Origin of the sequence: Chryseobacterium cucumeris (genome assembly GCF_001593385.1) — a bacterium.
Classification (GTDB): domain Bacteria; phylum Bacteroidota; class Bacteroidia; order Flavobacteriales; family Weeksellaceae; genus Chryseobacterium; species Chryseobacterium cucumeris.
The window spans coordinates 119,061-145,163 of the sequence record NZ_LUVZ01000001.1 but is presented as its reverse complement, the minus strand read 5'-3'; the positions used below and the strand labels follow the sequence as shown (position 1 = coordinate 145,163).

24 protein-coding genes are annotated in these 26,103 nt (G+C 37.6%); 19 read left to right on the top strand and 5 right to left on the bottom strand.

The window, feature by feature from the left end:
* The first annotated feature begins 1 nt into the window (after position 1).
* The 4 genes from A1704_RS00665 to A1704_RS00650 all read left to right on the top strand — a co-directional run bounded on the left by A1704_RS00665 (position 2) and on the right by A1704_RS00650 (position 3,158).
* Positions 2-505: a TlpA family protein disulfide reductase gene (locus A1704_RS00665; RefSeq protein WP_228436646.1), complete on the top strand. Its 504-nt coding sequence runs from the start codon at positions 2-4 to the stop codon at positions 503-505.
* Positions 506-858: 353 nt separating this feature from the next.
* Entirely contained in the window at positions 859-1,254 is a 396-nt protein-coding gene (locus A1704_RS00660) for a DoxX family protein (RefSeq protein ID WP_082798723.1), read from the top strand.
* Between the two features lie 148 nt (positions 1,255-1,402).
* Positions 1,403-2,476, top strand: a complete 1,074-nt coding sequence (locus tag A1704_RS00655) for a sensor histidine kinase (RefSeq protein WP_062669483.1) — start codon at positions 1,403-1,405, stop codon at positions 2,474-2,476.
* Positions 2,457-3,158 carry a LytR/AlgR family response regulator transcription factor gene (locus A1704_RS00650; RefSeq protein WP_062669481.1) on the top strand — a complete coding sequence of 234 codons (702 nt, stop codon included), beginning with the start codon at positions 2,457-2,459 and terminating at the stop codon, positions 3,156-3,158. The genes A1704_RS00655 and A1704_RS00650 overlap by 20 nt, the downstream gene beginning before the upstream one ends.
* A 132-nt stretch (positions 3,159-3,290) precedes the next feature.
* On the opposite strand, the gene A1704_RS00645 is transcribed toward A1704_RS00650, so the two are convergent.
* The gene (locus A1704_RS00645) at positions 3,291-3,608 is read right to left on the bottom strand and encodes a DMT family transporter (RefSeq protein ID WP_062669479.1); all 318 of its coding nucleotides are present in this window, start codon (positions 3,606-3,608) and stop codon (positions 3,291-3,293) included.
* 232 nt (positions 3,609-3,840) lie between these two features.
* On the opposite strand from A1704_RS00645, the gene mug reads away from it, so the two are divergent.
* The gene (mug, locus tag A1704_RS00640; protein ID WP_062669477.1) at positions 3,841-4,344 is read left to right on the top strand and encodes a G/U mismatch-specific DNA glycosylase; all 504 of its coding nucleotides are present in this window, start codon (positions 3,841-3,843) and stop codon (positions 4,342-4,344) included.
* A gap of 3 nt (positions 4,345-4,347) precedes the next feature.
* Here the strand turns inward: mug and A1704_RS00635 are convergent, their stop codons facing one another.
* On the bottom strand, positions 4,348-4,953 hold the full coding sequence (locus A1704_RS00635) for a DNA-3-methyladenine glycosylase (protein ID WP_062669475.1): 606 nt from the start codon (positions 4,951-4,953) through the stop codon (positions 4,348-4,350).
* A 246-nt stretch (positions 4,954-5,199) separates the two neighbouring features.
* Between A1704_RS00635 and A1704_RS00630 the strand changes: the two genes are divergently transcribed.
* The 4 genes from A1704_RS00630 to A1704_RS00615 all read left to right on the top strand — a co-directional run bounded on the left by A1704_RS00630 (position 5,200) and on the right by A1704_RS00615 (position 10,144).
* Entirely contained in the window at positions 5,200-6,021 is an 822-nt protein-coding gene (locus tag A1704_RS00630; protein WP_062669473.1) for an SDR family NAD(P)-dependent oxidoreductase, read from the top strand.
* A 51-nt stretch (positions 6,022-6,072) separates the two neighbouring features.
* Positions 6,073-7,443, top strand: coding sequence for an NAD-dependent succinate-semialdehyde dehydrogenase (locus A1704_RS00625; RefSeq protein WP_062669470.1), 1,371 nt, complete (start codon positions 6,073-6,075; stop codon positions 7,441-7,443).
* A 101-nt stretch (positions 7,444-7,544) separates the two neighbouring features.
* Complete coding sequence (locus A1704_RS00620) at positions 7,545-8,762, top strand: epoxide hydrolase family protein (RefSeq protein ID WP_062669469.1); 1,218 nt, start codon at positions 7,545-7,547, stop codon at positions 8,760-8,762.
* A 44-nt stretch (positions 8,763-8,806) separates the two neighbouring features.
* A complete protein-coding gene (locus A1704_RS00615; RefSeq protein ID WP_202967934.1) occupies positions 8,807-10,144 on the top strand; it encodes an epoxide hydrolase family protein in 1,338 nt (445 codons plus the stop codon).
* Positions 10,145-10,170: 26 nt separating this feature from the next.
* Here the strand turns inward: A1704_RS00615 and A1704_RS00610 are convergent, their stop codons facing one another.
* From A1704_RS00610 to A1704_RS00600, 3 genes are all read right to left on the bottom strand, one after another.
* A complete protein-coding gene (locus A1704_RS00610) occupies positions 10,171-11,046 on the bottom strand; it encodes a helix-turn-helix domain-containing protein (RefSeq protein WP_062669467.1) in 876 nt (291 codons plus the stop codon).
* A 296-nt stretch (positions 11,047-11,342) separates the two neighbouring features.
* Positions 11,343-13,514: a S9 family peptidase gene (locus A1704_RS00605; protein ID WP_082798674.1), complete on the bottom strand. Its 2,172-nt coding sequence runs from the start codon at positions 13,512-13,514 to the stop codon at positions 11,343-11,345.
* Positions 13,515-13,534: 20 nt separating this feature from the next.
* Positions 13,535-14,923: an aminopeptidase P family protein gene (locus A1704_RS00600; protein WP_062669465.1), complete on the bottom strand. Its 1,389-nt coding sequence runs from the start codon at positions 14,921-14,923 to the stop codon at positions 13,535-13,537.
* A 187-nt stretch (positions 14,924-15,110) separates the two neighbouring features.
* Between A1704_RS00600 and A1704_RS00595 the strand changes: the two genes are divergently transcribed.
* The 10 genes from A1704_RS00595 (at position 15,111) to cysD (ending at position 26,039) form a co-directional block, all read left to right on the top strand.
* Positions 15,111-15,995 carry an AraC family transcriptional regulator gene (locus A1704_RS00595; RefSeq protein ID WP_228436650.1) on the top strand — a complete coding sequence of 295 codons (885 nt, stop codon included), beginning with the start codon at positions 15,111-15,113 and terminating at the stop codon, positions 15,993-15,995.
* Between the two features lie 92 nt (positions 15,996-16,087).
* The gene (locus A1704_RS00590; protein ID WP_062669463.1) at positions 16,088-17,011 is read left to right on the top strand and encodes a dihydrodipicolinate synthase family protein; all 924 of its coding nucleotides are present in this window, start codon (positions 16,088-16,090) and stop codon (positions 17,009-17,011) included.
* On the top strand, positions 17,008-18,498 hold the full coding sequence (locus A1704_RS00585; RefSeq protein WP_062669461.1) for an aldehyde dehydrogenase (NADP(+)): 1,491 nt from the start codon (positions 17,008-17,010) through the stop codon (positions 18,496-18,498). The genes A1704_RS00590 and A1704_RS00585 overlap by 4 nt, the downstream gene beginning before the upstream one ends.
* Positions 18,495-19,493, top strand: coding sequence for a 4-hydroxyproline epimerase (locus A1704_RS00580; RefSeq protein ID WP_062669459.1), 999 nt, complete (start codon positions 18,495-18,497; stop codon positions 19,491-19,493). Before A1704_RS00585 ends, A1704_RS00580 begins: the two co-directional genes overlap by 4 nt.
* Positions 19,494-19,501: 8 nt before the next feature.
* Positions 19,502-20,767 (top strand): NAD(P)/FAD-dependent oxidoreductase, encoded by a 1,266-nt coding sequence (locus tag A1704_RS00575; protein WP_062669457.1) that lies wholly within the window; start codon positions 19,502-19,504, stop codon positions 20,765-20,767.
* 81 nt (positions 20,768-20,848) lie between these two features.
* Positions 20,849-22,993: a M43 family zinc metalloprotease gene (locus tag A1704_RS00570; RefSeq protein WP_062669455.1), complete on the top strand. Its 2,145-nt coding sequence runs from the start codon at positions 20,849-20,851 to the stop codon at positions 22,991-22,993.
* A gap of 114 nt (positions 22,994-23,107) precedes the next feature.
* Positions 23,108-23,602, top strand: a complete 495-nt coding sequence (locus tag A1704_RS00565) for a GNAT family N-acetyltransferase (protein WP_062669453.1) — start codon at positions 23,108-23,110, stop codon at positions 23,600-23,602.
* Positions 23,603-23,904: 302 nt separating this feature from the next.
* A complete protein-coding gene (locus A1704_RS00560; RefSeq protein WP_062669451.1) occupies positions 23,905-24,321 on the top strand; it encodes an RrF2 family transcriptional regulator in 417 nt (138 codons plus the stop codon).
* A gap of 83 nt (positions 24,322-24,404) precedes the next feature.
* The gene (locus A1704_RS00555) at positions 24,405-25,118 is read left to right on the top strand and encodes a phosphoadenylyl-sulfate reductase (RefSeq protein ID WP_062669449.1); all 714 of its coding nucleotides are present in this window, start codon (positions 24,405-24,407) and stop codon (positions 25,116-25,118) included.
* 12 nt (positions 25,119-25,130) lie between these two features.
* Positions 25,131-26,039 (top strand): sulfate adenylyltransferase subunit CysD, encoded by a 909-nt coding sequence (cysD, locus tag A1704_RS00550; protein ID WP_062669446.1) that lies wholly within the window; start codon positions 25,131-25,133, stop codon positions 26,037-26,039.
* Positions 26,040-26,103: the final 64 nt, after the last annotated feature.

Sequence of the window (26,103 nt, the reverse complement as noted above, 5' to 3'; positions counted from 1 at the left end):
TATGAAGAACTCTTTAACAATATTATTTTTCATACTGTTTTCAGGATATATTTCTGCCCAGAACACCATAGAAGTAGGGAAGAAAGCTCCTGAAATAACAATGACAAAGGCAGATGGAACTTCATTTTCTCTTTCAGCATTAAAAGGAAAACTGGTTCTGATCGACTTCTGGGCAACATGGTGTGCTCCATGTGTAGAGGAACAACCTCAGTTGAAAACAATGTACAATACCTACTCCGAACAGATAAAAAATAATCAGTTTGAAATAGTAGGTGTTTCTTTGGATAAGAATAAAGAAAGCTGGCAGAAAGCCATTGACAGATTTCAGATTACGTGGATACAGATCAGTGATTTAAAATTCTGGAAAAGCCCTGTTGCAAAGCTTTATGAAATAGAAGAACTGCCTTTTAATGTCATTATTGACGGGCAGGGAACTATTGTAGCTAAAAACCTTCATGGTAAAGAACTTGAAGATTTCATTAAGAAAAGCCTGACACAGAATTAAGAAAGTTTTTTTCCGGATATAAGACAAAGAGTGGTAAGTTATTTTACCACTCTTTTTTAATTGAAAAAGATAGAAGTATTTGTGTATTAGAATCTTGCCTTAATCATTTAAAATATCTGTAAAGATATAGTAATGATCATGAGGGAACTCATCATTGTATCTGGACGTAAATATAATAAAATTTACCAATTAAATCACTTTATATTGAAATATGTGTAAAATTTAATATCTCATTAAAATAGCGTTCAATAATAAAGGTTATGATTACCACGAAACAAAACTTTTATACTGATTTCAAAGTTGTTGATATACAAAATATTGAATCCCTGTTTTTGTATTCTAATTTTGTTTCTGTGAAAAAGAGTTTCTACCTTCGTTTTGCGCTTTCAGTGATCTTACTGATGCATAGTGTGATTTCCATTTTCAGTGGGGATGTGAATGATTTTGGACAGATATACCTGAATGGATTAGGTTTCAATCCTGTAGGAATTTATATAGCATGGATAGTAAAACTGATTCATCTTTTATCAGTACCATTAATCTGGATTGATAGATACATCAAACCAATAGCTGTTTGTAATATTCTGATTTTCATTTTGGGAATCTATTATGTCCATTGGCAAAATGGATGGTTTGTGGTAGGTGGAGGAACGAATGGTATTGAATTCAATGTATTACTGATCTTCTGCTTTTTGAATCTTATGTACCCCAAAGTTTCTTTGCATTTTATGAGTAAAAAGAAAATTTAGACCTTCATAAATCATCTGTTTTTCCTCCAACATTATTACCGCTCATAATCAAAACTGATAGTTTATAGATGGTTACGTCCATTTGATAGACTTATTTTTTATATTTGAGAGAACAAATAGTACTTTGTACTTTTAAATCATAATAAGCTTGAAATCAGACAGTCAATCCAAATGGCGGATTCATTTGTTTTTTTGGATATTGTATTATATTCTGGAGGTTTACCTTGACTTTTATTGGTCCAGATATCAGTTTCCGGATTTCAAATGGCAGATAAGACTTCAGAATACATTTATGCTGGAGCTCGGATATCTTTTTGTGAAAATTCCATTAGCGTATGCTTTGCTGTATGTATATGAAAAGGTGGATCTTAAACTTATTTTTAAATATATTTTCTGTATTTTCATTGTAACAGCATCTGTTTTGGGTCACCGGTTTTTAACCCATTATATCATATATCCGTATATCTATGGCGTTACAGAGACATTGGACGGAAAGCATACTTCAGGATTTATCAATGGCTATGTGGTTTTTAATTCTTTTATGGATCTGATTTTTATGATAGGCCTTATTTTTGGGGTTGAAATTACACGGCAAAAGAATGTACTTAAAGAACAGATCTCTCAATTAAAAGCTGAAAAACTGGATCAGGAGCTTACCATGCTGAAGGCACAGATCAACCCTCATTTTCTTTTCAATACGCTTAATAACATTTACGGAATGGCTCTGAAAAAAGCAGATGAAACTCCAGATGTTATTCTTCAGCTTTCCAAAGTAATGCGGTATAATATTTATGAAGCTGCAGAAAAAAAGATTTCTCTAACCAAGGATATTGAAAATATTAAAGATTTCATCCAGATTCAGAAGATTCGTTACCATCAGCTTACCGTTAGTTTTATAGAAGATATTGATAATCCTTTTCAGAAAATTTCACCTCTGATATTGATACAGTTTGTAGAAAATGCCTTTAAACATGGTGTTTTCGAAAGTCTGGGAGAAGCATTCATTACCGTAGATATCCGATTAAAAAACGGAATCCTTACTTATTTCATAGAAAACTCCAAGCAGAAACAGCCCCATGAGCATTCTACAAAAATAGGTCTGAAAAATATACGCAGACAGCTAGAATTGCTTTATCCCAACCATTCGCTTTCTGTAGAAGATAAGAATAACCGTTATAGTGTAACTTTAACCATTGATTTCTATGATACAACCAGCCACTAAAAGATACAACTGTATTATTGTAGAAGATGAACCTATTGCTGCAGATATCCTGGAAAATTTCATTTCCAGAGATCCGGAACTGAATCTCGTAGGAAAATGTGCAGATGCAGTATATGCCAGCAGTCTTTTAAGTATTCATGATGTAGATTTAATGTTTCTTGATCTCCATCTTCCGGTAGTAAAAGGCTTTGATTTTCTCAGAAATGTAAAAAATCCTCCTTTTGTGATTGTTACAACTGCTTATCATCAGTATGCGGTAGAAGGCTATGAGCTTGATATTGCAGATTATCTGATGAAACCCATCCCTTATGAGCGTTTTTTGACTGCTATTGGAAAATTCAAGCATTTGATGGAAGCAGATGATGCTTTACTCGAAGTTTACGAACGTGATTTTATTTTCATGAACAGTGGTAAAAAGAAGGTTAAAATTATTCTCCAGGATATTTTTTATATTGAAAGTTTAAGAGAATACATTCATATTCATACAAAGACAGAGATTTTCACTTTTAAAATGCCAATTAGTAAAATGGAGGAAATTCTAAATCCCAAAATGTTTGCCCGCATTCATAAATCTTATATCATATCAAGATCAAAAATAGAAGTAAAATCTGCCAATATTATTCAGATCAATGGAAAACAACTTCCCGTGGGAAGAACTTATAAGCCATTGATAGAGCTTTAGGATTGAGAAGTGAAATCCTGTTCAAAACCACCCCGTCAAAGGGCGACCAATATAAATAGAGATAGTTTATGATTTGAATGTTGAATACTGCTTTGGCTTAAGATGTTTAATCATCCTAAGCCAATTTTTTGTTTAAAATAACTTAAGACCAATAATCCCTACAACAATCAGTAATGCAGACAATAACCTTAAGATACTGGCTGAATCCTGAAAAAAAAGAATACCCACCAATAAAGTTCCTACTGCACCAATTCCTGTCCAGACTGCATATGCCGTTCCTATAGGAATACTTTTTTGAGCATACCAAAGAAATCCACCACTGACAGTCATACATAGAATCGAAAAAATGATCCAGCTCCATTTATTATTTTCCGGCTGTTGGGATAGTTTAAGTCCTAATGGCCATCCGATTTCAAAAATCCCTGCGATAATTAATGCAATCCAGTTCATACTATTTCTGTTTTAATGATATTGAGAATGAAAATCTTTTAAAGAAAATTCATTGCTTTTACGGTACAAAATTATCATTACCAATTTATAATCAGCCCTACAAACTATGTGATCCGGTAAAAAACAGAGATAGAATGTATTTTACCGAAGATGAACCGTTTCATATGATATAATGGAATTGGATAACACAAATAAGTGATACCTTTATACCTCGAAGTAACTTAATATCATTATGCTGACAGACATTATTTCAACGCATCTCAACATTATTTTTTGTGGAATTAATCCTGGCTTAAAATCATCCAATGACGGTCACCATTTTTCAGGAAGGAGTAATCGTTTTTGGAAAGTACTGCATCAGGCAGGGTTTACATCCTATGAAATAGAAGCGGTGAATGATACTTCTCTTCTTGATTTTGGATATGGACTAACCACAGCTGTGGCCAGAGCAACCTCTCGTGCAGATGAACTTTCAAAGGAGGAATTTGATGAATCTCTTGAAAGTTTTAAACTGAAAATAACAAAGTACCAGCCGAAATATATTGCTTTTCTCGGTAAAGCAGCTTACAAGGCATTTTCTAAGAAAAAAGAAATTCTTTGGGGAGAGCAGTCAGAAGATTTTTGTGGGGCAAAAGTCTGGGTTTTGCCCAATACAAGTGGGCTGAACCGGGGGTTCTCTCTTGACAGTCTGGTGATGTATTATAAAGAGTTTTATCATTCGGTTCATGAATCCTGATATTTATACTTTATTGGGTTTGCTCACATATTTATTTCCTTTCACAAAAAAACGCCAGGGTAAAAGCGCATCTTCCTGTGCATAGGCAACACCAATACGAGGACCTGCAATGATTTCAGACTGAGGATATGAAATCCCATGGTCTTCAATCCAGATCTCATGTCCATCCAGATCTTTTTTATTGAATGTCCGGTCAATTCCTAATGCTTTCGCTGCTGATCCGGGACCTGCAGAAATAGAAGGTTTAGAAGCTGACATATTCCTTCTGAGTTCCATAATTTCTTTTCCAATTAAAGGTTCTATAGCCCTCACAAGAACGGCATGAGGGTCATCCTGCACTGAAGTCACCACATTGAAAAGATGATGAATCCCATAGCATAGATACACATAAGATACACCGCCATGACTGTATAATGTTTCTGTACGGTCTGTAAGTCTGCCTCCATAGGCATGGGAAGCTTTATCCTTAACGCCAAAGTAGGCTTCTGTTTCTACAATAATTCCGGCTGTTGTTTCACCATTGATTTTGGTAAAAAGTACTTTTCCCAAAAGATCCTGAGCCAGAAAAAGAACATCTTGATTGGAGTAATAGGAGCGTGGTAGTTTCAAATCCGTGATATTAGAATTATCAATTCAAAAATAATGATAATTTATTTTACATGTAAATGCAGTAAGATGAGACCAATATTTACTCTTTGAGAAAGTATTTCTGCTACTAATGATAATTTTGGACAGTATAGCTCAGAATACAATATTCAATATAAATTGAGCTGTTATATCAAAACAAATGAGCTGATTTGAAAACTGTAACAGAAATTCGTCCTGTACATTTGTATTGCTTAAAATTTATAAAAAATGAGTAAAACAATATTTATAACAGGTGTTTCCAAAGGGTTTGGAAAACTATGGACAGAAGCTTTCCTAAAAAGAGGAGATAATGTAGCTGCCACATCAAGAGATGCAAAATCCCTGAGCTGTCTTTCCAAACAATATCCAGGTCAACTGCTTGCAATCCCTCTGGATATAACTGATAGAAAAGCGGTATTTGAGGCCGTTCAGTATACAAAAAATTATTTTGGCACTATCGACGTGGTGATTAACAATGCAGGATATGGCGTTTTTGGTGCTATTGAAGAAGTGCCCGAAAAAGATGTAAAAGATGTATTTGAAGCCAATGTATTTGGAACATTATGGGTAACACAGGCAGTATTACCAATACTAAGAGAACAAAAACACGGACATATTATACAATTATCCAGTGTATTAGGCATTTATAGTATTCCAACATTAGGCATTTATAATGCAACAAAATACGCTGTTGAAGGACTTAGCGAAGCATTGGCAGGAGAAGTAAAAGAACTTGGGATTCATATAACAATGCTGGAGCCCAACGGATATAATACCGAGTTTGGAGGTTCGTCTGCAGTTCTTGGTGAAAAAATACCAGCTTATGACAATGTAAAATCAAAACTTCATGAGATTGAAGGGGTTTCTGCGCATGATTATGGAGATCCCAAAGCTACAGTTCCTGTTATTCTGAAATTAATAGACACTATAAACCCGCCTCTTCGCTTATTCCTGGGAAAAATAGGGCTCAACAAAACCAAAAAAGAGTATGCGGAAAAAATCAAAACATGGGAAGAATGGAATGATGTAGCTATTGCTGCACAAGGATAAAAATAGTGTCTTTCAGATCAATAATTCCATCTCATCATAAATACATAAACAATGAAATTTCATACAATTAACCCCGCTACAGGTGAATTTATAAAGGAATTCCCGAATCAAACAGATATTGAAATATCCGGGCTGGTTCATGATGCAGACACCCGTTTTCAGAAAGACTGGAAATGGCGCACTGTTTCTGAGAGAATCGCCCTGGTGAAAAAAGCCGGAGAAATCCTAAAGAAAAAAAGAGATTATTTTGCGAAACTTGCCACTTTAGAAATGGGTAAAATAGCTCAATTCAGCTATTTAGAAGTTGATCTGGTGACGGGTATATTTGATTATTATGCAGCTCACGCTGAAAAAATGCTGGCTCCTAAGATCATTGAAGAAGAAAAAGAGGCCGTTATCATTTCTGAACCTTTAGGAGTAATTCTTGCAATTGAGCCATGGAATTTTCCTTATTATCAGCTAGCCAGAGTGGCCGTTCCACAGCTGATCGCAGGAAATGTAGTCCTCATGAAGCATGCTGAAAATGTTCCCCAGTGTGCGCTCGCTTTCGCTGAACTGTTTAAAGAAGCGGGAATTCCTGATGGTGTTTATACCAATCTGTTTTGTAGTATTGATCAGATAGGCAGCCTCATTGACGATTCAAGGGTAAGAGGTGTTACTCTTACAGGGAGTGAACGCGCAGGAACATCAGTGGGTGAGCGAGCCGGTAGAAACCTTAAAAAAGTGATTCTTGAATTAGGCGGCAGTGACCCGGCTTTAGTTTTGGAAGGTGCGTCTTTAGATTATGCTGCAGAACAGATTGTTATGGGCAGAACATACAATTCAGGACAGGGCTGTGTAAATATAAAACGAGTAATTGTTGTAGGAAAGGAGCGTGGAGAAAAAATGCTGGCACTTTTGAAGGAACGTTTTGCAGCCATCAAAGTTGGTGATCCGAATGATGAATCTACAACGCTGGGTCCTTTGGCGAGTGAAAAAGCTCTTCAGGGATTATTAAAACAGATAGAGGATACAAAATCTGCGGGTGGAAACATAGTGTTTGGCGGAAAGCGGGTAGAGAGACCTGGATTTTACCTAGAACCTACTATTATTACCAATATATCCAAAGAAAATCCGCTGTACAAACAGGAAGCATTTGGTCCAGTATTGTCCTTTTATATTGTAGACAGTGAAGAACAGGCGATACATCTTGCCAATGACATCGACTATGGGCTGGGCGGATATATATTTGATGAAGATATAGAACATGCTCAACAGGTTGCGGCAAAAATAGAATCGGGTATGGTGTATATCAACTCCTGTTTTACCGATGCTCCCCATCTGCCTTTTGGAGGAATTAAAAATTCAGGTTTTGGTAGAGAACTTTCAGAACTGGGTATTGGCGAATTTATCAACCGTAAAATGATACGGGTAACTCACTAATCTAATCATCTGAAATTCACACCATGATCATCTGGGTGAAATCCTTAAAAATCAATATAATTTTAACAATAATCACAACTATTTAAAACTTAATAAAAAAAATGTCTCAACAGATTCATTCCTATTTTGTGTTGCCGGAAGCAACCGAAGATATTACCCCATTTACCGTCCATATACCGGAAACTGCTATTGTTGATCTCAAGCAGCGTCTGGAACAAATCCGATGGCCGGATCAGGAGCTCGTTAATGATTGGTCTCAGGGAGTTCCGCTAGAGGCCTCGAAAAAACTTATAGAATACTGGAAAAATGAATATGACTGGAGAAAGTTCGAAACCCGTTTAAATCAGTTTCCACAATACAGAACGCTCATCGACGGCGTAGGGATCTACTTTATTCATGCCAGATCACCTCATCCTGATGCATTGCCTTTACTATTAAGCCATGGCTGGCCTGGTTCCATAATTGAATTTATGGATGTCATTGAACGCCTTACTGATCCTACCGGATTCGGAGGAAAAGTGGAAGATGCTTTTCATGTTATTATTCCTGCTATGCCTGGCTTCAGCTTTTCAGATAAACCGAAAGAGCTGGGATGGAATCCAGGACGTATTGCCAGTGCATATGATAAACTGATGAAAGAAAAACTAGGCTATCAGAAATGGGTAGCCCAGGGAGGAGATTTTGGTTCGGCTGTAACCCATGCTCTGGCAGATATGCAGCCAGAAGGATTATTGGCAGCTCATGTCAACTTACTTTTTGTAGTACCCGACGAATATCCAAAAAATCCTACTGCTGAAGAACAAAAAGCTATAGATGGAATCGAAGATTACCTGAATAATAAATCAGGTTATGCCGATATTATGAATACAAGACCTCAAACGATAGGGTATGCATTAAATGATTCTCCATTGGCACTGGCAACATTCATTTATGAAAAATTCTGGGAATGGACCGATAATAATGGGAAACCTGAGGATGCTCTTTCCATGGACCAGATGCTCGATGATATCTCCCTATATTGGTTTACAGGTACGGGAACTTCTGCTGCTCGTCTATATTGGGAAGGAGTGGGAAGTACTATACGGACTCATCATTTCTTTGCAGCATCAAGAGAGGCCTCCGGAGTGATAAAACTGCCTATGGGAGCCAGCCTGTTTCCTGCAGAAACTTTTACACCTCCTAAAAAATGGGCAGAGAAGGCATGGTCTGATATTTTTTATTGGAATCATGTAGAAAAAGGGGGACACTTTGCAGCGTTTGAAGAACCGGAAATTTTTGCCGAAGAAATGTGGAAAGCATTTAAAGGGTTTAGATCATAATTTTATAAGCCGATGAAAATAAAGTAAACTGATCTCTAGAATCTATGAAAGAAAAAGAAATAAGTAGACGAACATTTCTGGAAAACAGTACATTGGCTGCAGCGAGTTTGATGCTCGCTGCACCACTTACGCTACTGGGTAAATCTGGTAAAAGTATCCTTCGAAAATCAGAAAGATTCTCCCAGCCCCACAATATAAGCTTTCTGTTTCCAGACCCTATACCGGGAATAAAGCCGTTTAGAGTGAATATCCCTGAAAGTGATATTCTGGACCTGAAAAAACGCCTTGAACAAATCCGATGGCCGGATAAAGAACTGGTGAATGACTGGTCTCAAGGTGTCCCATTGGAATACGCAAAAAAACTGATAAAGTACTGGAAGAACGATTATGACTGGAGGAAATTTGAAATGCGTTTAAACCGGTTTCCCCAATATAAGACCAATATTGACAATGTTGATATTCATTTTATTCATGCTAAATCTCCTCATAAAAAAGCTATACCTATCTTATTAAGCCATGGGTGGCCGGGTTCGGTTGTAGAATTTATAGAGGTGATAGAACGTCTTACAGATCCTACACAATTTGGAGGAAAAGCAGAAGATGCATTCCATGTGATAATACCGTCAATGCCCGGATTTGGGTTTTCGGAGAAACCAAAAGATTTAGGATGGAACACGGTACGTATTGCTAAAGCGTATGCCCATCTGATGACAGGAAAACTGGGCTATCAGAAATGGGTGGCACAAGGCGGAGATTTTGGTTCGTCTGTTACACATGCTCTGGCGGATATGCAACCTCATGGTCTGCAGGCAGCACATGTTAACCTTCCTTTTGTAGTACCGGATGTCTATCCCAAAAATCCTGACTCTGAAGAACAAAAAGCAATAGAGCATATTGAAAATTATATTGATAAAAAGGCCGGCTATGCAGATATCATGAATACCAGACCTCAAACGATAGGATATGCATTAGATGATTCTCCCTTAGCTTTAGCTTCTTTTATATCTGAAAAATTTGCTGAATGGACTGATAATAATGGAAAGCCTGAAGATGCTCTTTCAATGGACAAGATGCTTCATGATATCTCACTCTATTGGTTCACTAAAACAGGGACATCCGCATCCCGTCTATATTGGGAATGCTTCGGGAATACTATCCGTACTCATGATTTCTTTAAGGCAACAACAGGAGTCATCAAAATCCCCATGGCAGCAACATTATTTCCTTCAGAAACCTTTTCTCCACCAAGAAAATGGGCAGAAAGAGCATGGAACAATTTATTTTATTGGAACCATGTGGACAAAGGGGGACACTTTGCAGCGTTTGAAGAACCGGAAATTTTTGCCGAAGAAATGTGGAAAGTATTTAAAACATTCATATAATCAAATTAACATACAGTGGATTGCCATCACTGTATATTTTCTTTCCGGAAATCAGCAGGAGATTTCCCGGAATATATTTTGAATACTCTTGAAAAATGGGAAATATTTTCAAAGCCTACAGAATAACATATTTCATTGATGGGCCAGTCTGTAGACATCAGCAATTCCTTTGCTTTATTCAGCCTCTTTTCTTTTATAAACTGTGCAGGAGAAACCTTGTATATCCTGTTAAAATCTCTTTTAAAACTGGCAAGACTTCTGCCTGATAAATACGCCAGATCTTCCAGCTTTAAAGGACTCATATAATTTTCTTCAACTACGGAAGTAATATCTGTAATAAATTGTTTTTTAAGCTGAATAAGCTGTAAAAGCAGGTTGTTATCTACCTGTGCCAAATCAAAAAGCAGTTCCATTATTTTCATTTTGACCAATCGTTTGTCAACTTTTTCCGGTGCAGTGAAATGGCCTTTTATAGAGGCTACAAATGAGAGCAGAGGTTCATGTACAGGTTTTACATTCACATTGGCAAGCCGCTCAGTTTTCATTGTCTTTATTCCTGCCATTTTAATAAAATCAGAAATAAACTCTTCTTTCAAAAAAAACATCATACTGTCATAAATTTCTCCATTTTCAGAAGAACTCGTCTTATCATAGGTGATACTGATATTTTTCTTTAAAAGAACCATCTCATTCTTGTTAACCGTATATTTTTGCTTTCCGTGAGTAATACAATTGGTACCCTGCAGTACAAAAAGCAGCATATGGTCTTTTAAAAACATTCCTCCTTTCTGTTCAGCAATATTATGAGAGCAGGATTCTACCAGATTGATGGAATCAACGGAAAGGTAATTTCGATAATAGGGAGCACCAATAAGCTCTTCAGGAACAATCGTAGCTTTCATAAATGATGTTAGAAATTATTCATCCAAATTTAGTCATAATCCTGTAAAAATAGAAGCGGCAGAGAAGGAAGCAAGAAAAGAAACCACAAAAAGTCACATTTCATAAAATAGTGAGTAATTTGATACGTCCATTTTTTCTTTTTATATAACATCATTCCACACCACTATAAAAAATTATAGATTTTGACACTTATTTTTCCCTGGAGCAATCCGGGGAATTTTTGTTTACTGCTGAAACCAATTTTTGAATCATTGAAAAATAAAAAAGTCCCACATCACTGTGAGACTTTTGTTATTTATCTTGCGCCCGGAGGACAATGTTCCTTAAGATATTTCGTAAACAATGTTGTCAGATGCAGCAAGGTTCCTTCACCTTCATTAATAGCGTGGCTACGGTTAGGATAAGACATCAGCTGAAATTGTTTGTTGTATTTTACCAGTTCGTTAATATAAACTTCCGTATTTTGGTAATGTACATTGTCATCACCTGTTCCATGAACCAACAGAAGATTTCCTTTTAAGTTTTTAGCATAAAACAATGGTGAGCCTTTCACAAAGTCTTCTCTGTTTTCCTGTGGAAGCCCCATATAACGTTCCTGATAGATATTGTCATAGAATAACTGGTTGGCAACCGGTGCAATAGCGATTCCAGTTTGGTAAATGTCAGGATACTGCCCCAAAAGATTCAGGGTAGAAGAGCCTCCGCCGCTCCAGCCCCATACGGCAACTCTTGAAGTGTCAATATAAGGCCATTTTTCAAATAAAGCTTTTGCTCCCATCGCCTGATCACGGATATTCATCTGACCTATTTTACGATAGACAGATTTTCTCCACTCACGTCCTCTCGGAGAAGGTGTTCCCCGATTTTCAAGAGAAACATATAAATAACCGTCTTCAGCCATATCTCCGGCATATAACCAATTCCAGCCGGTATAAAAATCATCTGTGACTGTTTGCAGAGCAGGCTCCCCATATACGTAGAAAACGATTGGGTATTTTTTATTAGGATTAAAGTTTTTAGGCTTTACTACCCAACCATCTAATGTAATACCGTCCTGGGTAGTAATCTGGAAAAATTCAGTTTTAGATTTTGCAGGATCTGCTTTTACAGACCTCTTGGCAGCAACCAATTCTTTATGTTCCGGAAGTGATATCACTGCATCTGCGGAAAATGCATTGATACTGTTATTGGTAAACATGGCAATTTTTCCATTGGGTGATATCGTATAAGTATTAGAGCCTGTATAGGATTCAGGGGTTACTTTTTGGGCTTTTCCTCCTTTCATACTTACTTTGTACAGGTATTTCTGAGTGGCATTATTCGGGGAAGCTAAAAAGTAAATCTGGTTGTTCTTAACATCAAAGAATTCTGGTTTAATTACATCGTAAGCATCTTTTGTAATTAAGGTCTCTTTACCGTTCATATCTATTTTATAAATATGTCTCCATCCGTCCTTCTCAGAAAGCCATAAAAATTCTTTACCATTATCAATCCAGTCCCAGCCTTTTGGATCGTTGTCATTCCATCGGGTTTTTATATCAATCCATGCCGCATCGGTTTCTGTGTGAATGACCTTACAGCTTCCGGAATTGGCATCTGCTACGATAATTTTACTTTGATTCTGCTTTCTGTTCAGTTGCTGCAGAATAATGGATTTAGAATCCAGCACCCATTCCATTCTTGGAATATAGTTTTGCTTCTCATCCCCTGCAATATCGGCTTTCTTTGAAGATTGGGAAGCAAGATCATAAAACCAGATACTGCATCCGGAAGGATCTTCTCCCACCTTTGGATATTCTACCGGAACGGTAAAAGAATACAGACTGTCTGTATTATTGATCATCAGAAAGTTTTTCGTACCACGTGCATCCAGCTTCCAGTAAGCAATTTTACTGCCGTCCGGTGACCATCTGAAACCATCCTGAGTTCCGAATTCCTCTTCATATACCCAGTCAAAAGTTCCATTGATCATTCCGTCTGTACCATCTGTAGTGATCTTAGTCTGCTTATTGCTGGCAAGATCTTCCACATAAATATTATGCTTAGATACATAAGCTACTTTTTTGCCATCCGGAGAATACTTTGCAAACATCAGTGAGGAAGCAGGTAATCCTTTTCCCAATTGGGTAAGCTTTTTGGTATTTTTGTCGAAAATCCAGTAATCTCCTCGGGTATTATCTCTCCATACTTTCTTTGTATTGGCAAAAAGCAATAAACTTTTATCATCAGGAGATACCTGAAAACTCTGTACCTGTAAGGCTTCAGAACTTCCGGCAGGAATCAGTTCACTACTGTTTAAAAGCGTCTGATCTTTTCCGGGATGCAATAGATCAACAATTTCCACTCCTTTTTTAGTAAATGAATAATAAGCGTTGCCATCTGGAGTCCATTGTGTCTTCTGTGCCGCGAATGGTGACAAGCACAGGAAATACAAGGCAATAGCTGTTAGTTTTTTTATATTCTTCATAGATAGTATTTGAATTAAACTCAATGTTCAGCTCTGTAATTTTCAATTTCTTCAACGGTTTTAATTAATCCGTTACCTAAAAGTCTGTATCCGTTATCTGTGATCAGGAAATCATCTTCCACACGGATTCCTCCGAAATTCCGGTATTCATTTACTTTATCATAATTAATAAAGTCTACGTTTTTATTTTCAGCCTGCCAAATGTCAATCAGTTCCGGAATCATATAAATACCTGGTTCAACAGTTACAACAAAACCGGATTCCAAAGCTTTCCCTAAGCGTAAAGATTTCAGTCCGAATGTTTTGGTATCTTTTGGTTCTTCTCCTGTATAACCAATATACTGTTCTCCAAGATCTTCCATATCATGTACATCAAGTCCCATCATATGCCCGAGTCCACACTGAAAGAATAGGGTATGAGCATGATTCTTTACAGCATCTTCAGGGTTTCCTTTCATCAATCCAAGATCGATAAGCCCTTCTACCAGGTGTTGTGCCGCTTTGAGGTGAATATCTTTAAATCGTATTCCCGGTTTCAAAAGGTTTTGAGCCTGATTAAAAGCGTTCAGAACCACTTCGTACATTTCCTTTTGCTTCGTTGTAAAAGTTTTCCCTACAGGAAAGGTTCTGGTAAGATCACCCGCATATCCCATTGCGGTTTCTGCTCCGGAATCATTCAGGAAAAGATCGCCTTCTTTTATGGTATTAAGACGATAATGGTTATGCAGAATTCCTCCGTTGATGGTCACAATAGGAGGATAAGACATCTGACATTCTTTATTCGCTGCAAGATACTGGATCGCGTTGGCAATTTCATATTCTTTCATTCCCGGCTTCGTTGCACGCATGGCCAGCAAATGCATTTCATTGGATACATTCACAGCCTGTTCAATCTGTACAATTTCCTGAGGCTCTTTGATGGAACGCTGTTTTACAATGGCTTTAATCATTTCCACAGATGGTTGCAGTTCTGCAATTTTAATCCCAAGAAGGTCTCCCAGTACAATTTTATTGGAAGACTGATAGGGAGGAAGATAATGTACTTTTCTTCCTGAAGCTTTTGCTTTTACAATATATTGAGAAAGATCTGCATAAGGTAAAGTTTCCTGTACTCCGGACTTCAGGCTTTTTTCTTTCAAGGTTTCCTGCCTGCCCATCCATACAATATCATCGATACTTAGTTCATCTCCGAAAACAATGGTCTTATTTTCATCAATATCGATAATAGCCGCAATGCGGGGTTCCTGAATTCCAAAATAGTATAAATAGGTACTGTCCTGACGGAAATAATAAGGATTATGTTCAAAGTTCACAGGATTCTCTATATTTCCAAGAAATAATAAGATTCCGTTAGAGACACTTCTTTGTAATACTGACCTTCTGTCTTGATAAGTTTGTGCTGAAAACATATATTATGAATACTTTTTATTTTAAAAGTTTAAAGTTACGATTTTGTACTATTTATAGTACTTTATTCATTAAAAATAAGAATATGTAAAATTTGGATTTTAATATGATATTTAATGTTCATATTTTGCTTAACTTCAGCAATATTTTAACCTTGCTAATCTAATAACCCGGTAAAGCTTTCATATTATGATGAAGAGTCTCCAGTTTTCTGTTCCTGCCGATACCAATAAAAGTATCCGCATTCAGGAAGATATAATGCCTAATTTCTATCCTTATTTCCATCGTCATACAGAAACACAGATCATGTGGATTCTTAGAGGGCATGGAACACTGGCCATAGAACAGAATCTCTTTAATTTCGAGGCAGGTGATATTTTCTATCTCGGAGCTAATCAATCCCATGTTTTCAGGGGTAGTTTTGAGAAAAACGAAAAGCAGAAAGTTCATGCTATCTCTATTTTCTTTGATCCTCATAAAAAGATTGCTGCATTTTTTGACTTACCGGAATTTGAAGAACTTAAAAACTTCATCAATCATTCAGAAGTGGGTTTCCAGGTAGCAGCCAAACTTAAAGAAAATATCGCAGGAGATATTGCTGCACTGCAAAAAACAAATGGTGTAGATCAAATTATTGATTTTATAAGGATTTTAAACCACCTTATGCAAAATAGGCATTTGCATATTCCTTTATCCTCAGAAAAAAATCTGCCTAATCCTGTTTCTGATACAGATCAAAGAATTATAAATGCACAGACTTTTATCAAGAAAAATTTTGCCCAACATAAACTAACCCTTGATCTTATTGCCAAAGAAGCCTGTATGACACCTCAGGCATTTTGCCGGTCTTTTAAAAAACGTACCCGCATCACTTATATTGAATACCTAAATGAACTTCGTGTACAACGGGCCTGCAGACTATTGACAGCCAGTAATATGTATAGTATTTCTTCCGTTGCATTTAATAGTGGATTCAATAGCCTTACCAATTTTAACAGGGTTTTCAAATCCATTATGAAATATTCTCCTAAAGAATACCTGAAACACTACAAAGAAGCCACCATAGAGCAATAAAAAACAACATGTTAAAATACGGTGAGAACCTATTAAAATATTAACATTTACCGTTTTAAAATTCTGCTAGTTTTGGATAAATATTATTTGATATGAGTACAAAACTAAACTGGGAAGGTATTTATCCCGCTGTATTAACGCCTTTTACAAAAGAAGGTGAGATAGACTTTGACATGTTTGCCACCAATACAGAAGCCCAGATTGAAGCAGGAGTTCACGGGATTATCCTTGCAGGAACATTAGGAGAAGCCAGTGCTTTGGAAACAGAAGAAAAATTTGAACTGCTGAAATACGCCAAAAAGATAACTCAGGGAAGAATTCCTGTTATTCTTAATCTTTCCGAAAATACTACCAGAAATGCAATCAACTTCGCCAAGAAAGCAAAAGAACTAGGAGCAGACGGTCTTATGTTGCTTCCACCTATGCGTTACAAAGCTGATAATCATGAAGTTGTTGAATATTTCAAAGCAGTGGCTTCTGCTACAGATCTTTCGATCCTTATTTATAACAATCCTGTAGATTATGGTATATATGTTACTCTTGAAATGTTTGAAGAGCTTATTGAATATCCGACCATTCAGGCTGTAAAAGAATCGACAAGAGATCTGGCGAACGTAACCAGAATGATCAACCGTTTTGGAAAAAGGATCAAAATTCTTGGCGGGGTAGATACGATTTGTCTGGAAACCCTGATGCTTGGAGCAGACGGTCTTGTGGCAGGTCTTGTAGATGCGTTTCCTAATGAAACCATTGCAATGTACAACTATGTGAAAGCCAATGAATATGATAAAGCTGTAGCAATTTACAGATGGTTTATGCCATTGCTGGAACTCGATATTCACCCTAAACTTATTCAGTATATTAAACTGGCTGCAACAGCAGAAGGGATAAGCAATCCTTATGTGAGAGCCCCACGTCTTGAACTTCATGGAGAGGAAGCTGAAAGAATTCAAAAAATCATTGAAGAGGGCAGAGCGAATCGTCCCGTATTATTAATTCCAGAACAACAAATATGATGGAAGAAACATCAACACAAAATATTGATAGAAGAATCCAAAAGGCTGCTGAAGCCTTTCAGTTTCTTAAAAACACGACAGTTACTGAACGGGCTGAATTTATGAATGCTGTCGCTGATCAAATCGAAGTATTAGGAGTAGAGCTTCTGGAAGTTACTCATCAGGAAACTTCATTGCCATTAGCCAGACTTATTGGCGAAAAAGCCAGAACAGTAGGACAATGGAGAAGCTATGCAAAAGCTGTTGCTTCCGGGATATATACAGAAGCCCGAATTGATCTTGCCCAGCCTGAAAAACAAAAAGGAGATCTCAGAAAATATAATGTAGGCATCGGACCTGTCGTTGTTTTCGGAGCCAGTAATTTTCCCTTTGCATTTTCTACTGCAGGAGGAGATACTGCCAGTGCTATCGGTGCAGGTTGTCCTGTCATTATAAAAGCACATCCGGCACATCCTCAGACTTCACAAATAATGGCTGATGCTATAACAGCCGTTGTTAAAGCCTTTGGATGGCCTGAAGGAGTTTTTAGTCATATTACCGGAACATCCTATGAGATCGGAGGTTATTTAACTCAGCATGAAGACATCAGGGCAGTTGCGTTTACCGGTTCCTTCAATGGAGGGAAGGCTTTGTTTGATATTGCTAACAGCCGTGAAAATCCTATTCCTGTATTTGCAGAAATGGGAAGCATCAATCCTGTATTTGCTTTTCAAAACTTGCTTGAAAACAAAGCAGAAGCATTGGCAAAAGAATATAGTACTTCTTTAACGTTAGGAGCAGGACAGTTTTGCACCAATCCTGGAGTGTTTATTGCTTTGAAAGGAAAGGCACTTGACCGCTTTATCAATGCTCTAAAAGAGGAAATTCAAAATGTGGCTCCCGCTACAATGCTTCACAAGGGGATATTGGAAAGTTTTGAAAAAAATAGAAATATTGCAACAGAGCAGACAGATATTGAAATAATTGCTTCATCAAATACAGACGCAGAAAATGATCAGGGAAGTGCTTCAGTGATAAAGACAAATGCTAAAACATTCCTGAATAATCCCGTCTTGAGTGAAGAAGTCTTTGGCCCGTTTGGTATTGTTGTAGCGTGTGAAACAGATGAAGAGATCATGAAGATTGCCCAGCAGCTAAAAGGACAGTTAACCATTACCATTGCAGCCACCGATGAAGATGTACGTAGTAATCCAATACTGATCAATATTCTCAAAGATAAATGTGGAAGGCTACTATTCAATGGAATGCCTACAGGAGTGGAAGTTGTATATGCCATGCAGCATGGTGGTCCGTTTCCATCTACTACTGATTCCCGTTTTACCTCTGTGGGGCCGGATGCTGTGAAGCGGTTCGTTCGTCCTGTTTCTTTCCAGAACTGGCCGGATGAATTTCTACCCGATGAGCTTAAAAATGGCAATCCATTACAAATCAGCAGAATGGTGGATGGAGTAATGAATTCAGAATCTTTAAAATTACAGACCACATGAACAGAACTTTTTTTTGTATAGATTCTCACACCTGTGGATGTCCTGTACGTCTTGTTGCAGGAGGTGCACCTATTTTAAAAGGAAATTCCATGATGGAACGCAGGCTTCACTTCATGAAAGAATATGACTGGATAAGAAAAGGATTGATGTTTGAACCCCGTGGTCATGATATGATGAGCGGAAGTATGCTGTATCCTCCTGTCGATGAAAATAACGATATCGGAGTTTTATATATTGAAACCAGCGGATGTCTTCCCATGTGCGGACACGGTACCATTGGAACAGTTACCATTGCTATTGAGGAAGGACTTGTTGTACCTAAAATTCCGGGAAAATTACGTCTTGAAACCCCTGCAGGACTTATTCTCATCGATTATATGCAGGAAGGGAAAAAAGTAAAGTCTGTAAAGCTGACGAATATAAAATCTTTCCTCTACGCTGAAAACCTGGAAGTAGAATGTCCGGATCTTGGCTTAATAAGTGCTGATGTCGCTTATGGCGGAAACTTTTATGCTATTATAGATCCTCAGGAAAATTTCAGAGATATCTCTGATTTTACGGCCAGTCAGCTCATCCATTATGGAAAAATTATCAGAAAATTGCTCAATGAAAAATATGAATTCATCCATCCGGAAATTGAACATATTACAGGATTAAGCCACATTCAGTGGACGGGGAAACCTAAAGATCCTAAAGCCAGTGGAAGAAATGCAGTATTGGTGGGTGAAAATGCTTTAGACCGTTCGCCATGTGGTACGGGAACTTCAGCAAGAATGGCCCAATGGTATGCTAAGGGAAAACTGAAGCAAGGGGAAGAATTTATTCATGAAAGCTATATCGGTTCCCAGTTTATCGGGAGAATTGAAGAGACTGCTACTTTAGATGGGAGACCAGCCATTATTCCGTCAGTAGAAGGCTGGGCAAGAATTACCGGATATAATCATATTATTATTGATGATGAAGATCCTTATTGGCAGGGTTTTCAGGTGATGTAAACAAGCATATGACACAGAATAGAGGAAAAGCACTGATTATCGGTGCAGGAATAGCAGGATTAAGCTCAGCGTACTATCTTTTACAGAAAGGATGGCAGGTGGAAATTCTGGAACAGAATGATCTTACCAACAACTGTTCTTATGGAAATGCAGGAATGATTGTGCCCAGTCATTTTACCCCGTTGGCCGCACCGGGTGTAGTTGCTCAGGGAATACGCTGGATGTTTGACAGTAAAAGTCCGTTTTATGTAAAACCTTCACTCAATTCCAGGCTGGTTTCCTGGGGATTGAAGTTTTTGAAACATTCCAACCAGAAACATGTTGATTACTCTGCTGCAGCAATCCGGGATCTTAATCTGGCAAGCAGCAAATTGTATGATGAAATTGCCCAAAAAGACGGATTTGATTTTGAACTGAATCAAAATGGTATTCTAATGCTCTATAAAACAGAGAAAGTGGCAGAAGAAGAGACAGAGTTGGCTTACAAAGCCATCAATATGGGATTATCTGTTGATATTCTGGATCAATCAGAAATTCAGGAGCTGGAGCCCAATGTCCGGCTGGATGTAACCGGTGGGGTTAATTATAAGTGCGACGGCCATATGAATCCCATGAAACTGATGAAACAAATGATCTCTTATCTTAAAAATAAAGGTGTCGTTTTTCATACTCATCATCAAGTAACGGGCTTTAAAACTTTTGGAAATACGATTAAAACGGTCATTGCCAATGGTAAAGAATTTACAGCCGACCAGTTTATCATGACAGGAGGTTCATTTTTACCTGAGCTTGCACAAAAAGCAGGTATTAAAATACAATTAATGCCCGGGAAAGGTTATTCGTTGATGCACCAACCGGAAAATCCGCATAATACATTAGAGCATGCCGCTTTATTACTCGAAGCTAGAGTAGCAGTGACTCCAATGAATGGACAGATCCGTTTCGGCGGAACGATGGAGCTGGCTTCCCATCAGGATAAAATTAATATGAAAAGGGTAGAAGGAATCATCCAATCCATCCCCAAATATTTACCCGATTTTAAGGTTGAATCCCCTAAAGAATCCGAAATCTGGTTTGGATACAGACCCTGCGCCCCGGATGGCCTTCCGTATTTAGGACAGTCTTCCCAATTGAAGAACCTGATTATCGCAGGCGGCGGCGGTATGATGGGACTAAGCCTAGGACCCATTTTTGGAAAAACAGTTTCAGAACTTGCCAATGACGAAAAGCCAACGGTTGATATAGAAATATTCAACCCTGATAGATTTAGTTAAAAAACATCACATAACACACCAAATTAAAGCTAAAACAATTTGATTACTTAAATAATTTATTAACAACCAAATCCAAAATTTATGAAAAAATTTAAATTACTACTAATTGTTTCCCTATTTCCAGTAATAGGTTTTGCTCAGGAAAACAGACCTCGTGAGTGTAAAGCAGATGAAATGATGAAAAAACATTTTGAACTGCACCCTGAATCTAAGGCTGAATATGAAAATTTTGAGAAATACACTCAAGATTTCGTAAAAAAAATGGGATCAGACAAAAATTCATTGAATAATAGGGCCAGCAATCCAACCTACATCATCCCTGTGGTTTTTCATGTGTATGGAGAATCTCAAAGTAATGTAAAAGTAAATTACCAAAAAGTAGTTGACTTACTGCAACAAATCAACTTAAATTTCAATGGAATCAACACGGATTCAAATACCGTTGATCCTGATTTCCAATCTATCAGAGGAGCATTAAGTATTGAATTTCGATTAGCTAAAATTGATCCAACCGGAAAAGCAACAAGTGGAGTAGTATTTCACCCTTTCAAAGGCGGATATGGCAATGGAGGCGGATATGATGCACAAATTGGCGCAGATGCCTGGGATAATACAAAGTATATGAATGTGTATATCCAAAATGACTTGTATGCTAATAAAGATTTATATCAATCAGGAGTTGCCTGGTATCCGGATTCATACATGAGTTCAGTAAATACAGCCAGAGTGGTGTATAATGGACGTTATATATTTAATGCTGCAGGAACAGTGGCTTCAAACGAGTTTTCTGATACATTTACTCACGAATTCGGGCATTGGTTAAATCTTCAACACACGTTCAATGTTCTGTGTTCAACTTCGAACCCTGGTAATGATGGTGACGGAGTTGCTGACACCCCTGTAGAAAATGCTTCTTCCGGATTGGGATGTAACTCTGGAAACAATTGTCTTGGACAAAAAGTAAACGTTGAAAACTATATGGGATACAATGGTTCTTCCGGCTGTTATAAAATGTTTACCAATGGACAGGTTAACAGAATGCTGGCAGCATTAAACCATCCTTCGCGAATAAATTTATGGCAGCCTGCCAACTTAGCCGCAACCGGAGTTGCCAATACTCCACCAAGATTAGCCCTTAGCAACAGTACATTTACAGAGAACTTAAACAATAATGGAGTCGTGTCATTAGACGGAACAGTAGCATCTGCCCCTATATCAACGATTACGCTGAACGGAGCAACATTTGCCGTACCCAATGGAACAACTCTTACTGCAGGAACCCATTTCACGTCTTCATTACCAGCAGGATTAACTGCAAGTATAGTAGTTACAAGCCCTACGACTGCTACACTTACTATAAATGGTGCAGCAACCAGTCATTCTAAAAGTCAGGTCTTAAATTCATCAATTACGTTCCTGAATCCGGCTATAACAGGAGGCGTAACTTCATTAGGATCAACGACAGCTTTGGCCTTAACTTTTTCTTATAAAGATCCTTACAAAATAGTTACCGGAACTCCTCTGGAAAGTTATGCCAACCCAACACCAACAACAGTAACCACCAACTCAGGGGCAACCTGGAAATATTTTATCATTAACCCGGAGCTTAGTGATGATGCAGGGTATGGCGCCTGGTACTATGGAGCCAATCAATTAAAATTGGAAACTTATTGGAAAGGATTAGTGTGCCAAACAGGAACAAGAAATATTAGTTTAATTCCAGCCTGTACCACCATAACGAATGCAAATAATATAGGGTATCCAACTTGGACTCCCGGACAACTGGATGTGTATACTCCTACCTATACTACCTGGTCTGGTAAAACCGCTTATGTTGGTTTTAGAAACCAATTCGATGGCTACGATATTAACGGCTATTTCAAAGTGAGCGTTGGGGCCAATGGTTCAAATTATTCTGTCACTGAGTTTGCATACAACACACAACCATATGGAAGTATTACAACACCTTGTACACTTTTATCCACTGCAAATGTTGATATAACAAACACAGAAACATCTATCTATCCAAATCCGGTTTCTGATGTTTTGACAATTAAAACAAAGGGGGAAATCAAATCAATTTCTGTCTACGACATGTTTGGAAGAAAAATGAATGCTAAAGCTATTGGTGATAAGGTTGACGTTAAACACTTCCTAAGCGGAACTTATTTGATTGATATTGAAACCTCTTTAGGGAAAACTTCTCAGAAATTCATTAAAAAATAGTATTACTATTCATATACAGTTGATTGGGCTTCATTGTAAGCCCAATTTTTTTATCCTGTTTATGAGCAGTTCTTCATTTATTTATGTAATTTTATTCTTTGATAACAATATTCAATGCATTATAAAAACGACAGGATCATTATCCGTGAATTTACCCCTGAAGAATTTTCATTATTTTCCACTCTTTTTGAAAATGAAAATGTAACCCGATATCTGCCCTACAAAACCCCGGAAGAATATAAAGAAATGTTTGACAAAGCATTGGCAGATTATGAAGGGGGACCATTCAGCAGATGGGGAATTTTCCAAGCTCAGAACAATGATTTTGTTGGAATGTGCCTTGCCAGAATCTTTCTCGACAATCCTGATCAGATGGAAATAGGCTATACTTTAGATGAAAAATACTGGGGTAAAGGTCTCGGAACGGACGTCTGTAAAACACTTGTTGACCACTGTTTATCAATAAATCATCAGAAAGATATCGTAGCAGTAACTGATCTTGATAATATCGGGTCCCAAAAAGTACTTTTGAAAAGCGGCTTTAAAAGAGTTGAAAATCTAAAACGGGAGGATAGAGAACTGGCGTACTTTATTTTACAGAAAGAGTAAACTTATGGCTCATATTACAAACGGAGGGCTTAGAATTCCCCTCTTGTGGAGGGATGGCAAAAATTCAAAGAATTTTTGACGGGGTGGTTAGCTTTTCCCACAGATTTCACGGATTTACACAGATGTTTGTGTATTATAAAAATCTTCGATTTTTAAACTTAAGTGAACTTCTTAGCAGTTTATCTGTACTTAAAATCAACTTAAGTGTTTTTATCTTTTGTGGCTTTTGTGGTTAAAATACAAAGTTTTCAGCTATAAAAACATTTCATTTATCAGATAATTTATCATAACTTGCAGAAATTATGATGTCGAAACGTTGCAAATATGCGCTTAAAGCAATGGTCAGATTAGCAAGGAATTATAACCAGGGCTTTCTGCCAACTTCCGTTATTGCACAGGACGAAAACATTCCCAAGAAATTTCTGGAACAGATTCTTCTCGAACTAAAAAGAGCCAAACTCGTTAACAGCAAGCAAGGCAAAGTAGGCGGGTATTATCTTTTAAAATCACCCGATGAGGTCTCATTAGCAGACATTTACCGAATCTTTGACGGCCCGATCGCTCTTACGCCATGCGTTTCTTTAAATTTTTACGAAGCATGTGATGATTGTGTAGACGAAGCAGTATGCTATCTGAGGAAAGAACTTATGATCGTTCGTGAAAAGACCAGAAAAAGCATGATGGAAGCTACCTTAACCAAGTTCATCAATAAAGAATAAAATTTTTTTTATTTAAATTCTACTATTTTGATAGGAGTTATAGAATTTTATATATATTTGCAAGACTTAAATCTCAATTCAAAATGGAAAACAGTCTGAAAAATGAATTCGAAAATCTTGTGAAAGAGGCTGATGAAGCTTCTTTCCAAACTAATGCACTGCAAATACTGACTGAAAGATTCCCGGGTAAAGTGATCTTTTCAACCAGTTTCAGTTACGAGGATCAGGTCATCACTCATCTGATTAAAGATTTAAATATTGAAATATTCACCCTGGATACGGGAAGACTTTTTGAACAGACTTATGAAACCTGGACTTCCACCAAGGCTTTCTTTAAAAAGAACATTAAAGCCTATTATCCGGATACGGACGAGCTCAGAGGATTTGTCACAGAAAACGGCCCTGATTCCTTCTATCAGTCTGTAGAAAAAAGGAAAGCATGCTGTACCATCCGAAAGGTTCATCCTTTAAGAAAAGCGCTGGAAGGCTACGAAGTCTGGATCACAGGTCTGAGATCCGAACATTCTCCCAACAGACAGAATATGCCTCAGCTGGAATGGGATCCGGATAATAGAATCATAAAATTTCATCCCATCCTTCACTGGACGACAGAACAGGTGACAACGTATGTAAAAGATCATCATTTACCTTACAATCACCTTCATAAAAAAGGATTTTTGAGCATAGGATGTGAGCCCTGTACCAGAGCGATCAAAGAAGGAGAAGATTTCAGAGCAGGCCGTTGGTGGTGGGAAGATGCCAACAAAAAAGAATGCGGTCTGCATATTCATCAATAAAAAAAGAAAAAAATGTCAATACATCATTTAAATTATTTAGATCAGTTAGAAGCCGAATCTATTTATATATTAAGAGAAGTCGCAGGCCAGTTTGAACGTCCGGCGTTGTTATTCAGTGGAGGAAAAGACAGTATCGTACTGGCGCATCTGGCAAGAAAGGCCTTCTTCCACGGAAAAATTCCGTTTACATTTGTTCATGTAGATACGGGACACAACTTTCAGGAGGTTTTGGATTTCCGTGATCAGCTGGTGGAACAGCTAGATGTGAATCTGGTCGTTAGGAAAGTGGAAGACACGATAAAAAGTAAAAAACTGACTGAGGCTAAAGGTAAATTCCCGAGCAGAAACTGGCTGCAAACCTACACTCTTCTTGATACTATTGAAGAATTTGAATTCGATGCCTGCATAGGAGGAGCCAGAAGAGATGAGGAAAAAGCCCGGGCCAAAGAAAGGATCTTCTCCGTTCGTGATGAATTCGGGCAGTGGGATCCTAAGCTTCAGCGTCCTGAACTTTGGAATATCTTTAACGGAAAGATTCACAAAGGAGAAAATGTAAGGGTTTTCCCTATCAGCAACTGGACAGAGCTTGACATCTGGAATTATATCCGAAGAGAAAAAATTGCACTTCCTTCCATCTATTTTTCGCATGAAAGAGAAGTAATCGATTTCAACGGACAGTGGCTGGCCAATTCTTCCCATGTGGTTTTAGAACCGGAAGACGTCATTACTACTAAGAAAATCCGTTACCGCACCGTAGGAGATATGACCTGTACTGCAGCTGTGGAATCTAATGCTGTTACGATAGATGCCGTTATCGAAGAAATCGTAGCGACAAGAATCTCAGAGCGTGGCGAAACCAGAATTGATGACAGGGTAACAGAAGCCGCTATGGAGGACAGAAAAAAAGGAGGCTATTTTTAGTCAATGATAAAAGATAATTGATTAATGATTACACAAAGTATTTTCATCAATTATCATTCATAAT

Coding starts and splice junctions, on each gene's coding strand:
- A1704_RS00665 (WP_228436646.1), top strand. CDS start 2: ATGAAGAACTCTTTAACAATATTATTTTTCATACTGTTTTCAGGATAT.
- A1704_RS00650 (WP_062669481.1), top strand. CDS start 2,457: ATGATACAACCAGCCACTAAAAGATACAACTGTATTATTGTAGAAGAT.
- A1704_RS00645 (WP_062669479.1), bottom strand. CDS start 3,608: ATGAACTGGATTGCATTAATTATCGCAGGGATTTTTGAAATCGGATGG.
- mug (WP_062669477.1), top strand. CDS start 3,841: ATGCTGACAGACATTATTTCAACGCATCTCAACATTATTTTTTGTGGA.
- A1704_RS00630 (WP_062669473.1), top strand. CDS start 5,200: ATGAGTAAAACAATATTTATAACAGGTGTTTCCAAAGGGTTTGGAAAA.
- A1704_RS00625 (WP_062669470.1), top strand. CDS start 6,073: ATGAAATTTCATACAATTAACCCCGCTACAGGTGAATTTATAAAGGAA.
- A1704_RS00620 (WP_062669469.1), top strand. CDS start 7,545: ATGTCTCAACAGATTCATTCCTATTTTGTGTTGCCGGAAGCAACCGAA.
- A1704_RS00615 (WP_202967934.1), top strand. CDS start 8,807: ATGAAAGAAAAAGAAATAAGTAGACGAACATTTCTGGAAAACAGTACA.
- A1704_RS00610 (WP_062669467.1), bottom strand. CDS start 11,046: ATGAAAGCTACGATTGTTCCTGAAGAGCTTATTGGTGCTCCCTATTAT.
- A1704_RS00605 (WP_082798674.1), bottom strand. CDS start 13,514: ATGAAGAATATAAAAAAACTAACAGCTATTGCCTTGTATTTCCTGTGC.
- A1704_RS00600 (WP_062669465.1), bottom strand. CDS start 14,923: ATGTTTTCAGCACAAACTTATCAAGACAGAAGGTCAGTATTACAAAGA.
- A1704_RS00595 (WP_228436650.1), top strand. CDS start 15,111: ATGATGAAGAGTCTCCAGTTTTCTGTTCCTGCCGATACCAATAAAAGT.
- A1704_RS00590 (WP_062669463.1), top strand. CDS start 16,088: ATGAGTACAAAACTAAACTGGGAAGGTATTTATCCCGCTGTATTAACG.
- A1704_RS00585 (WP_062669461.1), top strand. CDS start 17,008: ATGATGGAAGAAACATCAACACAAAATATTGATAGAAGAATCCAAAAG.
- A1704_RS00580 (WP_062669459.1), top strand. CDS start 18,495: ATGAACAGAACTTTTTTTTGTATAGATTCTCACACCTGTGGATGTCCT.
- A1704_RS00575 (WP_062669457.1), top strand. CDS start 19,502: ATGACACAGAATAGAGGAAAAGCACTGATTATCGGTGCAGGAATAGCA.
- A1704_RS00570 (WP_062669455.1), top strand. CDS start 20,849: ATGAAAAAATTTAAATTACTACTAATTGTTTCCCTATTTCCAGTAATA.
- A1704_RS00565 (WP_062669453.1), top strand. CDS start 23,108: ATGCATTATAAAAACGACAGGATCATTATCCGTGAATTTACCCCTGAA.
- A1704_RS00560 (WP_062669451.1), top strand. CDS start 23,905: ATGATGTCGAAACGTTGCAAATATGCGCTTAAAGCAATGGTCAGATTA.
- A1704_RS00555 (WP_062669449.1), top strand. CDS start 24,405: ATGGAAAACAGTCTGAAAAATGAATTCGAAAATCTTGTGAAAGAGGCT.
- cysD (WP_062669446.1), top strand. CDS start 25,131: ATGTCAATACATCATTTAAATTATTTAGATCAGTTAGAAGCCGAATCT.